The organism is Gulosibacter molinativorax (assembly GCF_003010915.2).
Taxonomy (GTDB): Bacteria; Actinomycetota; Actinomycetes; order Actinomycetales; family Microbacteriaceae; genus Gulosibacter; species Gulosibacter molinativorax.
On the sequence record NZ_CP028427.1, the window covers coordinates 25,688 to 37,013 of the forward strand.

An 11,326-nucleotide genomic window follows, 5' to 3' on the forward strand; every position below is an offset into this window, starting at 1 on the left:
CCCAGGTCGCTCGATACGCTGATTCCACCCGGCCGGGCGATCAGATCAACAGCGTCATGCGGAGTCAGGCAAAGGAGCAACTCATGGGAGAAACGATCGCGATTGTCGGCGGCACACTCATCGACGGAAATGGGGGAGTTCCCGTTCCCGAAACGACCGTGTTCATTGAAGACGGCAGGATCACGAAGGTTGGTTCCACGGACCAGATCGAGGTACATCCGAACATCCGGCAGATCGATGCCCAGGGGAAGTGGATTCTTCCCGGCCTGGTGAACGGAAACGTGCACCTGCTGGACGGAATCATGATGATGGGTCGGGGCGGCATCGAATACCTCGCCCGATTCGAAGGGAACTACTACAAGGTCATCGAGGAAGCCGCCCAAATCGCCCTCCGTGGCGGGGTCACGACCGTGTTCGACACGTGGAACGCGCTCGAACCTGTCACGATCGCGCGCGACCGGATCGCATCGGGTGCAGCCGAAGGCGCCCGCATCTTCTTCGCGGGAACGCTCATCGGCATGGGCGGACCGTTCACCGGCGACTTCATGCGGCCGTCGATGCAGGCGCGTACCGTCATGAGTCGCACCTTCGCCGATCGCATGGATGCAATGTTCGAGGTCGGAATGGGGCGGCACCTCAGTACGCTCCCGCCGGCAGAGGTGCGCCCGTTGATCCGCGAGTATTTGGAGCGGGGAGTCGACTTCTGCAAGATCGCCGTCACTGATCACCTGGTGGGTCTCCTCGGATTCCGCGCCCCGTACTTCACCTTCTCGGAGCGGGTGCTCGATGTGCTGGTCGACGAAGTTCGACGTGCCGGCGTCCCCCTCCTCACGCATACGACCTCGCTGGAAGGCCTCAATACGGCGATCGAGCGGGATGCGGACCTGATGATCCACGCCACAATGACCGGGCAGGCCCCGATTCCCGAGGAGACGATCGAGAAGCTCCTCGAGAAACAACTGTGGAGTGAAGTTCAGCCCACGACCATCGCCCAGCAGGCGTGGATGGACTCGGTCGACCACCCCTTCGCCGACTTCTCCGGGCGGGTGCATCATGAGAATGACGTTCGCATGATCAAGGCCGGCGTGCCGCTCGTGCTGGGAACTGACGCCGGGTGCACGGATCCCGACATCCTCGAAGATATGTCCCAGGGTGAACTCCACGAGCGGCCGTGGACGCTCGGCGAGGACCACTTCGTGTGGATGCAGGCAATGGTCGAGAAGGGTATGGATCCGATGGCAGCAATTCTTGCGGGGACTGCGAACCCGGCAAAGGCATACCGGAAGTTCGACGAACTCGGCAGCATCGACGTCGGCAAGCTCGGGGACGTCGTGGTGCTCGACCAGGATCCGCTCGCCGACATCACGAACATGCGAACGCTGTCTCACGTCGTGAAGGAAGGGCGGGAGATCGACTTCCATGGACTTCCACTGAGTCCGTTGGTCACTGCGTACCCTCGCACTGCGAACGTCCTCGACTAGCTCGTCGCCGCGCCAGGCGGGAGAGCGGGACTGAGCCTCCATCGCAAGCGGGGTCTGCCGGAAGTATCGAACTCCGGCGGGCCCCGCTTCGTCGTCGGCCAGTACGTGCTCCGCGTCCGAGTACATCGGGCGAACCCACCGGGGTCCGTGGCGTCCTAGGTGTACTGATCACGATGGTTGTTGACAGATGAGAGACCTCCGGGTCGAGTTGTAGCTGCTTAGTTCTATGACTCAGACCAACGGAGGTCCTGGGGTGTGACACTTGGGGTAGACAGTCGTTACCAGGAAGTTGAATGAACGACATGACCATGAAGAAACCCCGCCGTCAGTTCACTGACGAGTTCAAGGCCGACGCTGTGCAACTCGTCATCCAGGGACAGCGGCCGATCGCGCAGGTCGCCCGGGAGCTCGAGATTAACGAGTCTTCTCTGGGGTACTGGGTGAAGAACTACCGGCAAGCCAACCCGGACCCGCAGACTGCGCCTGCCCCGGTCGACGCCGCGCGATATGCGAGGCTCGAGGCGGAGAACCGTCGTCTGGCAGAGGAGAACGCGTTCCTGAAAAAAGCCGCGGCCTTCTTCGCGAAGGAACAGCGGTGAGCGTGAAGTTCCAGCTGATCCACGAGGAGAAGGCCCACCACACGATTGGCCTGATGACACGCCTGCTGAAGGTGTCTCGGGCTGGCTACTACGCCTGGGCGAAACGACAAGGCACCACCACGCCATCTGGTCGCCGACGCGATGAGTTGGCGGCGTTGATCAAGCAGATCGACGAGGACAAGCAGCAGACGTACGGGTTCCGGAGGATGCTCCACGAGCTTGCCCGCAGGGGTGTCACGGCCTCGGCGGGCCTGGTGCGGAAGCTGATGCGCCAGCTCGGTGTGCACGGGGTGCAGCCGCGTGCGTCGAAGCGGACCACGATTCCCGCACTCGACGCCCAGGACCGTCCGGACTGGTTGCGCCGCGACTTCACCGCCGAGCAGCCAGGGCAGCGGTTCGTCGGTGACATCACGTATCTGCGCACCGGGGAGGGATGGCTGTATCTCGCGACCGTGATTGATCTGTACAACCGTGAAGTGGTGGGGTGGTCGATGGCTGATCACATGCGCGTCGAGCTCGTCAGCGATGCCCTCACGATGGCGCATACCCACGGTCGTATCGGTGAGGGTGCCGTGTTTCACTCGGATCGCGGCTCGGTCTACACCTCGGCTGCCTATGCCGAGCTTGCCGAGCAGTGCCAGGTGAAGCTCTCGGTTGGGCGGACCGGGGTGTGCTGGGACAACGCCGTCGCTGAGAGCTTCTTCTCGATGTTGAAGAACGAGATGTACCACCGGCAGGCTTTCGCCACCAGAGGGCGTGCGAGGTTCGCGGTGATGGAGTACATCGAGGTGTTCTACAACCGTGGCAGGCTCCACTCAACGCTGGGATATCGCACCCCTGTCGAGGTCCGCCACGCATACGAACGAAACACAGATCATCAGAACGTGGTCGCGGCCTGATCCACAAGAAGAGTGTCTACAAAACTTGACACAGCCCACTATCGCGTTGCCCATTTTCTTGCTGCTCATGTGGTGGGGGAGCAAGGACGAGCGCGAACGTGACGGCCTCAAAGACTTTGGTGAACGTGTCCTACTGGCACTCGTTGAGTTGTTGGCAGTCGTCATCGCTCTACCGATCATGATCTTCGGCATCTTCTACACGCTGCGCCCCCGAGAGGGAGCGTGATTGCCGTGAAGATCGTCTACTACCTTGGGCTGCTGCTCGGCATCGCCATGTTCACAGCCTCATGGCTGATCCGCCGTAAGCAGATCACCGAAGGCCCGCTGGCCCGAGCTGAGAAACCGTTGATGCTCGGGGGAGCGGCCGTCACGTTAGCCTTCGCGCTGCTCGGCTTCGCCACGATATGAGAGGGGCAGCTATGGCTCAGAGCGATCAGATGAGCGACGCGGAGCTGGCGCGTGAGATGAGCCGACTTGAGGCGGCGATAGCCGCCGCTGCGAGTGACGAAGAGCGGCAGCGCTGCAATGCGTTGTTGAGCGAAGTGCGCTTCGAGCTGATGAAGCGCGGCCACGTCGCACAAGGTGGAGGCTGCGCCCAATAACGGTCGTTTTCGGGCACCGGCTCGCGCCGCCTCGAATGAGCCGCGACACGCCGGAAGATGACCGACCGAAACCTATGACCGAAACCCAAACCGACCCGAAACCCGGCCTGTACCGTTTACGAGCAGGTAGGAATATCGGGAGTACCCCAGGAGGTGCAGCACATCATGTCGCAACCAACCTTTGACGTAGAGACGCGCTGGCCCGAGCTATTCGCGCAGCTCGACCCCGAGCAGCGGCGAGCCGTTGTTCGGTCGCTCGCTGCGGGCTGGCATGAGGGATGGGAGCCGAACCGCGAGGACGTGGCCGACCTCATCGACTACACGCGGGGCGCGCTCACGTTCGATGAGTACCAGGCGCGTTCGGCCGCGAAGGCCGAACGCATCGCCGGAGCGGCCTCCACGCTCTGATGCCGCAGCAGTTCGATTCGTGGGCGTCGTATTTCTACCCGGAGACGTACAACGAGCAGACCGGGTTCGGCGTCATGCGGAATGTCCCCGGCATCCGAGACTTCGACGCGCTGCGCAGCTACGACTATCGCATGTCGTTTGCTCGGCGCACCGAGCTTGAGCTGCGCCCCGAGCTAGTCGCTCGGACGTTCGACGGCGAACACATGAAGGCCTTGCACGGCCAGCTCTTCCAAGACGTTTATGAATGGGCTGGGCAGTACCGGACTGTGAACATGGCGAAGGGCGGCGGAGCGCCCTTCGCGGATGCTCACAACGGCGCGATAGACGCCTATCTGACCGAGGTTCGTGCCATGGTCGAGCGCACCGACTGGGCGCAGCTCGACCATGCTGCATTCGCTGAGCGCACGGCGGAAGTCTTCGCCCACGTCAACCAGGCGCACCCGTTCCGTGAGGGCAACGGACGCACGACCAAGGTGTTTATGGAGCACATCGCGGAGCGGTCGCCGTACACGCTTGAGTTCGAGCGGGTGCCCGAGGAAGTGTGGAACCTTGCATCGGCGGCAACCCGGCCGCCGATGGGGGAGTACACGCCGAATCATCGCCCTATGGTGCCCGTGTTCGAGCACGCGGCCGTGCCGCGCTCGAACGTGCTCATTCACGAGGGCGGCCGCGTCACCGAGGCCGCAGCGCCCGAGAAACCGATGACGCTCGCGGAGCGCATCGAGCGGAAGATGAGCGAGCTGCGCGAGACGCGGACGACGCAGCCGAAGCACGCAGCGGAGCGAGGAAAGACCCCCGAGCTGGGCGACGGCACGCAGCCCAAGCCGCCGACCCGAGGCGGGCGGTAGCCGTGCGGATCGGATACACCCGCGTCAGCACTCGCGAGCAGAACGCAGACTCGCAAATAGCCCGCCTCGAACAGGCAGGATGCGAACGAATCTTTGTTGACGTGGGCTACTCAAGCCGAGTGGAAGATCGCCCTGACTGGATCGAGTGCAAGAAGATACAGCGCCCCGGTGACGAGCTGGTGATTCCCTCGCTCGACCGCGTAGCAGGCACCGACAGCATCGCTATCTCGATCATCCGCGACCACGCCGCCCGCGGCGTGAAGCTGCGCAGCCTCGATGAACCATGGATGGACATAGACCCCTCAACAGCGATGGGTGAAGCCATGCTCAAGATCATGGCGACGCTCGCGCAGCTCCGCGTCGATATGATCCGCGAGAACACCCGCCGAGGCGTCGAGCACGCCCGATCCCAAGGCCGCATAGGTGGCCGCCCTACCGTGATGACACCCGAGCGGATCGCCATGGCGAAGACCATGCGCGAGGCCGACCCGCCGATGAGCTACGCGCAAATCGCGCTCGCGCTCGGCGTCGGCCGCAGCTCGGTTAGCCGCGCTCTATCGAACTCCGAGTAGCGCCGCTACTCGCAGTGATGCTTACCTCGATATGAAGCCCACAGCGTAGGCCTGGCGAGGGTCAAGGGTGCGGCGTAGCCGCATCGCGCAGCGACGCGAAGCGCCCTTGACGCTCGCCAGGCCGGAGCTAACGTCATATCATCGGGGTAAGCCCTCACACACAAAACCGCGAGCGAAAGGAGCCGCCATGCAGATCATGGCCGTTGTCCTCATCGTCGTCGCGGTCCTGGTGATCGCGCTAGCTATCAAGCTCGTGTTCTTCGGCGCGGGCGCGATCATCCGCGGCCTCTTCTGGCTCGTTCAGTGGCTACTGATTGGCGTGGGTCGAGCCGTGGTTTGGCTCGTATTCGGCGTGCGCCGACTGTACTGGCGACTGCGCCGCTGAGGCGGCCCCGGCGCGCTTCGGTGCTGCCGGAATGAGCGTCGCGCGCTCGCCCTTGCTGAGGTCAAATACCTTCGCCAGATCGGCGCGCGTGAGGTCGCCTGCATCCAGCAGCTCGGCGGCCGTCTTCGATGCTCGCGCGCTCGCGGAGCGCACTTCATCGAGCGCCTTGCCGAACGCGCTGAGGCGCTTACGCTTCGCCTTTAGCCGAGCCTCATCTTCCTTGAGCAGGTCGTCAATGTTGCGTTCCGTGGTCATGATGCCTCCCTGTAGTAACGCAGCCCGGAGGGCTGTCGATCAGAGAGCCGACCGTGCGGAGCACGGCTGACTCTCATCTGCTTGCGCAGAGGATCGGCTACGCCGATGCCCCCTACACAGCACAGTCTAGCGACTGTGCCGCTGCGGGGGTAGGATGGACTCACGGAGGGTAGCAAGCATAGCAACGTTAATAAACGTTGCGCTTGGCCTCACGGCGCAAGGTGCAAGACGAGCTTGCACTATGGGCTTCCAGCCCAATCCCGGTAGTAGGAGAGATGATGAGCGAAGCTGACGAGATGCCCCGCAGCATCATCAAGACTGTCTCGTTTCCCGCGGAGCAGTGGCCCGCGATTGAGCGTCGCTTTCAGCTCAGTGGCGAGACGAACTTCTCGCGGTTTGTTCGTTCCGCGATCCTCGACACTGAGATTCGTGTGCGTCAGATCGCGTTCGATCCAGCACCGCTCGGGGCCGAGCTTGCGCGGATCGGTAACAACATCAACCAGATCGCTCGACTTGTGAACACCGAGAGTGTCACGACGCTCGAAGAGATGAAAGCAACTCGCGCGCTCGTGCGGGAGATTCAAGCTCTCATCGAGCGGGCTGCGAAGGAGGCCGAGTAGCGTCATGGCCGTCGTGAAGATGGGGCAGATCAAGAGCACGCCAGCTAAGGCGCTGGCGTACATCTCGCGCCCTGATGCGACGGCAGATGGAGTTTGGGTATCGACTAACGCCGATACGATCATCGACCCTTCCGACTTCAAGGCGGTCGCTCGGCAGTTCGGGCAGACGGCCGAGCGAGTCGGTGTCTCGAAGCCTCGCGAAGGTGCCGTGCTCGCTCATCACGTCATCCAGTCGTTCGACCCGAAGGACGGTATCGACGTTGCAACAGCGCACAAGATCGGCGTGCAGCTCGCGGAGCAGATCACGGGCGGTTCGCATGAGTACATGATCGCGACGCACCTCGATAAGGGGCACCTGCACAACCACATCATTCTGAATGCCGTGAATCGCGAGACGGGGCGAAAGTTCCGCGTTCAGAAGAGCACCATTGGGAACATTCGCGAGCTGAGCGATGAGCTGTGCCGCGCGCATGGGTTGAGCGTTTTGCCGAAGCCGGAGCGAGCAACCGGCCGCACTATGGCTGACGTGTACCGCGTGCTCAAGGGCGAGAGCGGTAAGCAGTTCATCCGTACCGAGATCGACAAGGCGGCCATGCAGGCGACGAGTTGGGCCGAGTTCCAGGCGATCCTTGGCCGCGCTGGTGTCGAGGTATCGGCACGCGGTGGACGAGCTGGCACGCTCTCGTTCCGCGAAATCTCGATGCCGCGAGCGGTACGCGACTACCGACTGGGAGCCGCATACACCGAAGCGTCGATCATGGCTCGACTCACGCGCCAGGTTGTCAATCAGATCGGTGTCGATGTGTCGATGGTCACGCGCGAGACTCGCGACACGATGACCGTCATTGTTCCCGGTACGAAACGCGAGCTGCACCTTACTGTTGCCAAGACTCAAGTTGTGCGGCACGGCCGCGCGCTGCGCATCTATGTACCGGCAAACGATGAGCACCGACTGTCGGATGCGCGCGGAAACCTCGCCAAGACCGTACCGACGATGGGCCTCTACAAGTGGTTCTCTGAACCCGATCTTGTCGGCGCGGTTCATCACGCGAAGAGCGCTCAGTTCGGCGGGAACGTCGGCCAGTGGCAGACCAGTTTGAGTGAGCTGCGCGCCCTCGAAGCTCGCGTGAACGCGAAAGCACGATGGATGGGCGACGGCGACCGAGTCGGCCCTGACGCAGCAATCGAGCGCGCACGAGCGTTCGTTGCCGAACGTCACTTCGCGTATCAGACCATGCTTGTTGCAACGACTGAGCTTATGGTGTCACCAACGGGTGACCCCGCACAGCTCGCCGGTCTGCAAGCACAGCTCCGCATCATCGAACGCGAGATTGACGGAGCGAAGAGCGACATTCATGCACTCACGCAGCTAACGAAGGAGGAAACCGTAATGGCTGTATCTGATCGCATTCACGCGCAGTCGAACGCCGCACGCGAGAGCACCGAACGCACACAACAGCAGCGGCAACGAGAGCAGGCCGCGCAGCGCCTCAGCCGCGACGTGGCCGCGGGCGATGCCGAGTCGAACGGCATTCGGGAGGCGCGCGCACACGAGCGCACCGCCGATGCCGTCACGCTCGATGACGCCGAGCAGGATCGCGACGGCGGCACGCGCTCGATGACCCTGCAAGACCGGCTTGAGATGGAAGCGAACAAGCTGCGAGCACGCAACGAAGATCGCGCACGCCCCGAGGGGACGACTCGCAACGACGGAAGGACACGATAATGGTTGACCTCGTAGACAAGGGCGAAGCCGAGCTGCAACAGCTCACGCAGAAGGTGACGATGACCGCATCGAGCACGAGCGTGAAGGCGTCGCTGTGGGTCGGGCAGAAGCTCACTGCGGCACCGTTCAAGGTGGCGGCCGCGGTGTACCGTTCGATCCAGCAGAGCGTGAACGCACAGCGCGAGAGCGGGCAAGTTGCGCTCAAGGAGTTCACCCGGATCGCGGAAGGCAAGCGAGAGCTTGTGAACATCGACGACGCTGCGGTGTCGAAGGAACTTGAGCGCGAGCTGCGCCGTCACGGCGTGCTGTGGAGCGTCGAGACGCACCGCGACGGCTCGCGCACCTTCCACATTCAGGGCAAGGACGCCGAGCTAATCCAGCACGCGCTTGCGGTCGCCGCCGAGCGCGTCGATGAGAAGCTGGCCCGCAACGCTCCCGAGCTGCAAACCCCGGCCCCGGAACAGACGCACGACGAGCAGCACCAGGAGCAGGTGCCGGTGCATGGCACCGACGAGCTGCGCGAGGATGCGCCGCGCATCGAGTCTGCTGAGCTGAGCGAGACACAAACGCGCGAGTACGACGCAGCGCCGGAGCGGGTCACCACGCAGCCCGACGAGGCTGTGACGGATCGCGGCGGACACAGCATCGAGCGCGAACCGGCGCTCACCCGCAGTGAGCAGCGGCCGGAGAAGACGCCAGGGGATCGCACCCGCGCGCATGTCGTGGAGAAGATCGATAAGAAGGTAGATCAGCGCAAGGCGGAGCTGGAACAGAGCAAGACGCGCTCGAAGAAGCGCAGCCAGGTTCGCAGCTCGGCCGATGATGCGCAGCAGGCACCGAAGGCGAACCGGAGGTAGAACGATGAGCACTGGATTCACCAAGGGCAAGGTCATCGCCTCGCTCATTGGCGGCGGCGTCGTGTTCTACCTCGCTAACCGCGCAACACACTTCGCCGTTGCTGAGTACGCTGCGGGCACGCCGATCAACGAGATTCCCAAGGAGTTCCCCGCTGCGCTCGGAGCAACGTGGTTCCAGCTCGACTTCGATCAGCCCTCACTCATCGGCGGCGCTGTCGCCGCGGTGCTGTTCTTGCTCATCGTGCTCTACGGAATGAGCGGGAAGAAGAACACTCGCCAGGGGGAAGAGCAGGGATCGGCCGCGTGGGCGACGCCGCGCGACATGAAGCCGCTGACGACGAAGAACCCCGCGGAGCGCTTGCAGCTCACTGCAACGGAAGGCCTCGCGCTCGACCCGTACAAGACCCGCCGCAACTTGAACGTGTGTGTTCTCGGCGCATCGGGTACGGGCAAGACGCGCGGCTACGTGCTCCCGAATCTCGCGACCATCGAGGGTTGGAGCTTCGCTGTCACCGACCCCAAAGGCGAGATTTACCGCATGATGCGCCAGCCCCTCGAAGCGAAGGGACTGCGCGTTCGCACGTTCAACCTGGTTGATCTGCGGCAGTCCAACCGGTTCAACCCGCTCGACTACATCAGCGACGCCGAGCCAGAAACCGGCGTCGCCCAGCTCACCGAAACCATCATGGCGAACACGAGCGGTAAGGAGAGCCGCGGCGATGGGTTCTGGGAGCGTGCCGAGCGGGCGCTACTCACCGCGCTCATCGCCTATGTCTGGGCGACGGTCACGCAGGAGAGCGGCAAGAGGAACCTGCCGTCAGTCGTTGACCTGCACAAGGCGATGGAGGGCAGCGAGAGCAACCCGGACGAGTTCACCAGCGAAACCGACCTCAAGATGGAAGCCGCACGCGAGGTAGTCGAGAGCTGGAAGGCTGACCCTGCGAGCTTCGGCGCGGAGGATGACGCCGTGATGAAGATGCTTGACTTCGCCACGCGGCAGTACCGGGTCTACCAGCAAGGCCCCGCAGAGACGCGCCTGAGCGTCGTTATCTCGCTCGGCGTGCGCCTCGCACCGCTCGACATGCACGACGTGCGCGAGATTCTGTCCAGCGACGACATTGGCCTGGATCGCGTCGGCCGCGAGCCTACGGCACTGTTCTTGCAACTCCCCGATACTCACGTCACGTTCCGATTCCTCGCGGCGATGTTCTGGCAGTCTCTCTTCGCGGAGAACGTCTACATCGCTGACCACAACGAGAGCGGCACGCTCGACGTGCCGCTGCACTGCTTCCTCGATGAGTTCGCGAACATCGGCAAGATTCCGAGCTTTGAAGTGCTCATGGCTACGATCCGCTCCCGCGGGATCAGCGCGAGCATCATCGTGCAGGCCTTCTCTCAGGGCAAGGCGATCTGGCGCGACGACTGGAACGCGATTGTCGGCAACTGCGACTCGCTCCTGTTCCTCGGCGGCCGCGACCAGGAGACGAATGAGTGGCTGTCCAAGCAGCTCGGTGATGAAACGATCACCATGGACGAGTTCTCGCAGACCTACGGCGTCACCGGCTCGCGAACGAAGGCGCAGCGCACCTTGAAGCGGGCACTGCTCACGGCCGACGAGATTGGGCGCATGTCCAACGACGAAGCTATCCTGCTGATCCGAGGCCTCAAGCCGTTCAAATCGCGCAAGGCCGCGATTAAGACGACGGCGGGAGTGTAGATGCCTCCGAGATTAGAGCGGAGAGCCGCGCGAATAGCTCGGGCGTCTCGGGGGCGAGCCGGAACTGCACCGGCCGCCCCTGCCGCTGTTCAGACGCACTCGGCGTCGCCACGAGCAGCCCGCCCGCTTCGAGCGCGTTCAGATCGCGCGTCAGCGACGATGAATGCTCGGGCGCGACCTCCCTGAGTTGGGACGCAGTGAACGGGCCGCCGAACCGTGCTGCATGTAACAGCAACTCGAAACGACGGGAGTTCAGATGCGAAAGCGCCAGCGCCTCCGCCTCCGAAAGTTCACCCCGCATAGCCACCATTTCTACCATATCGACAAAACGCCCAACTTCTCGTAAAGTATATTACG

At 63.1% G+C, this 11,326-nt stretch carries 14 protein-coding genes; 12 read left to right on the plus strand and 2 right to left on the minus strand.

From position 1 onward, the window contains the following. Positions 1 to 83: 83 nt before the first annotated feature. The 8 genes from GMOLON4_RS16225 (at position 84) to GMOLON4_RS16260 (ending at position 5,409) form a co-directional block, all read left to right on the plus strand. Positions 84 to 1,481, plus strand: coding sequence for an amidohydrolase family protein (locus tag GMOLON4_RS16225; RefSeq protein WP_181244157.1), 1,398 nt, complete (start codon positions 84 to 86; stop codon positions 1,479 to 1,481). Positions 1,482 to 1,789: 308 nt separating this feature from the next. Next, a protein-coding gene (locus tag GMOLON4_RS16230) for an IS3-like element ISGmo1 family transposase (RefSeq protein ID WP_265415422.1) occupies positions 1,790 to 2,979 on the plus strand; the annotation gives its coding sequence in 2 pieces (ribosomal slippage) (positions 1,790 to 2,048 and positions 2,048 to 2,979; 1,191 coding nt in all). A 25-nt stretch (positions 2,980 to 3,004) separates the two neighbouring features. After that, entirely contained in the window at positions 3,005 to 3,205 is a 201-nt protein-coding gene (locus GMOLON4_RS16235; RefSeq protein ID WP_106486731.1) for a hypothetical protein, read from the plus strand. Between the two features lie 5 nt (positions 3,206 to 3,210). After that, positions 3,211 to 3,387 carry a hypothetical protein gene (locus tag GMOLON4_RS16240; RefSeq protein WP_181244151.1) on the plus strand — a complete coding sequence of 59 codons (177 nt, stop codon included), beginning with the start codon at positions 3,211 to 3,213 and terminating at the stop codon, positions 3,385 to 3,387. A gap of 11 nt (positions 3,388 to 3,398) precedes the next feature. Then, a complete protein-coding gene (locus GMOLON4_RS16245) occupies positions 3,399 to 3,581 on the plus strand; it encodes a hypothetical protein (protein WP_106486729.1) in 183 nt (60 codons plus the stop codon). Positions 3,582 to 3,746: 165 nt separating this feature from the next. Continuing rightward, positions 3,747 to 3,989, plus strand: a complete 243-nt coding sequence (locus tag GMOLON4_RS16250) for an antitoxin VbhA family protein (RefSeq protein WP_106486732.1) — start codon at positions 3,747 to 3,749, stop codon at positions 3,987 to 3,989. Next, complete coding sequence (locus tag GMOLON4_RS16255; RefSeq protein ID WP_106486728.1) at positions 3,989 to 4,837, plus strand: Fic/DOC family protein; 849 nt, start codon at positions 3,989 to 3,991, stop codon at positions 4,835 to 4,837. Before GMOLON4_RS16250 ends, GMOLON4_RS16255 begins: the two co-directional genes overlap by 1 nt. A 2-nt stretch (positions 4,838 to 4,839) precedes the next feature. Continuing rightward, positions 4,840 to 5,409: a recombinase family protein gene (locus GMOLON4_RS16260; RefSeq protein WP_106486727.1), complete on the plus strand. Its 570-nt coding sequence runs from the start codon at positions 4,840 to 4,842 to the stop codon at positions 5,407 to 5,409. Positions 5,410 to 5,716: 307 nt separating this feature from the next. Here GMOLON4_RS16260 and GMOLON4_RS16265 read toward each other — a convergent pair whose 3' ends face one another. Further along, positions 5,717 to 6,049, minus strand: coding sequence for a hypothetical protein (locus tag GMOLON4_RS16265; RefSeq protein ID WP_106486726.1), 333 nt, complete (start codon positions 6,047 to 6,049; stop codon positions 5,717 to 5,719). Between the two features lie 278 nt (positions 6,050 to 6,327). Between GMOLON4_RS16265 and mobC the strand changes: the two genes are divergently transcribed. From mobC to GMOLON4_RS16285, 4 genes are read left to right on the plus strand one after another with little or no spacing between them, the layout of a single operon-like run. Continuing rightward, positions 6,328 to 6,669: a plasmid mobilization relaxosome protein MobC gene (gene mobC, locus GMOLON4_RS16270; protein WP_181244150.1), complete on the plus strand. Its 342-nt coding sequence runs from the start codon at positions 6,328 to 6,330 to the stop codon at positions 6,667 to 6,669. 4 nt (positions 6,670 to 6,673) lie between these two features. Then, positions 6,674 to 8,395 carry a relaxase/mobilization nuclease domain-containing protein gene (locus GMOLON4_RS16275; protein ID WP_106486724.1) on the plus strand — a complete coding sequence of 574 codons (1,722 nt, stop codon included), beginning with the start codon at positions 6,674 to 6,676 and terminating at the stop codon, positions 8,393 to 8,395. Continuing rightward, on the plus strand, positions 8,395 to 9,252 hold the full coding sequence (locus GMOLON4_RS16280) for a hypothetical protein (RefSeq protein ID WP_265415419.1): 858 nt from the start codon (positions 8,395 to 8,397) through the stop codon (positions 9,250 to 9,252). The genes GMOLON4_RS16275 and GMOLON4_RS16280 overlap by 1 nt, the downstream gene beginning before the upstream one ends. A 4-nt stretch (positions 9,253 to 9,256) precedes the next feature. Beyond that, positions 9,257 to 10,969 (plus strand): VirD4-like conjugal transfer protein, CD1115 family, encoded by a 1,713-nt coding sequence (locus GMOLON4_RS16285; RefSeq protein ID WP_106486744.1) that lies wholly within the window; start codon positions 9,257 to 9,259, stop codon positions 10,967 to 10,969. On the opposite strand, the gene GMOLON4_RS16290 is transcribed toward GMOLON4_RS16285, so the two are convergent. Next, positions 10,947 to 11,270: a hypothetical protein gene (locus GMOLON4_RS16290; protein WP_146137587.1), complete on the minus strand. Its 324-nt coding sequence runs from the start codon at positions 11,268 to 11,270 to the stop codon at positions 10,947 to 10,949. The two genes, GMOLON4_RS16285 and GMOLON4_RS16290, sit on opposite strands and share 23 nt — an antisense overlap. Between the last annotated feature and the right edge of the window lie 56 nt (positions 11,271 to 11,326).

Coding starts and splice junctions, on each gene's coding strand:
- GMOLON4_RS16225 (WP_181244157.1), top strand. CDS start 84: ATGGGAGAAACGATCGCGATTGTCGGCGGCACACTCATCGACGGAAAT.
- GMOLON4_RS16245 (WP_106486729.1), top strand. CDS start 3,399: ATGGCTCAGAGCGATCAGATGAGCGACGCGGAGCTGGCGCGTGAGATG.
- GMOLON4_RS16250 (WP_106486732.1), top strand. CDS start 3,747: ATGTCGCAACCAACCTTTGACGTAGAGACGCGCTGGCCCGAGCTATTC.
- GMOLON4_RS16255 (WP_106486728.1), top strand. CDS start 3,989: ATGCCGCAGCAGTTCGATTCGTGGGCGTCGTATTTCTACCCGGAGACG.
- GMOLON4_RS16265 (WP_106486726.1), bottom strand. CDS start 6,049: ATGACCACGGAACGCAACATTGACGACCTGCTCAAGGAAGATGAGGCT.
- mobC (WP_181244150.1), top strand. CDS start 6,328: ATGAGCGAAGCTGACGAGATGCCCCGCAGCATCATCAAGACTGTCTCG.
- GMOLON4_RS16275 (WP_106486724.1), top strand. CDS start 6,674: ATGGCCGTCGTGAAGATGGGGCAGATCAAGAGCACGCCAGCTAAGGCG.
- GMOLON4_RS16280 (WP_265415419.1), top strand. CDS start 8,395: ATGGTTGACCTCGTAGACAAGGGCGAAGCCGAGCTGCAACAGCTCACG.
- GMOLON4_RS16285 (WP_106486744.1), top strand. CDS start 9,257: ATGAGCACTGGATTCACCAAGGGCAAGGTCATCGCCTCGCTCATTGGC.
- GMOLON4_RS16290 (WP_146137587.1), bottom strand. CDS start 11,270: ATGCGGGGTGAACTTTCGGAGGCGGAGGCGCTGGCGCTTTCGCATCTG.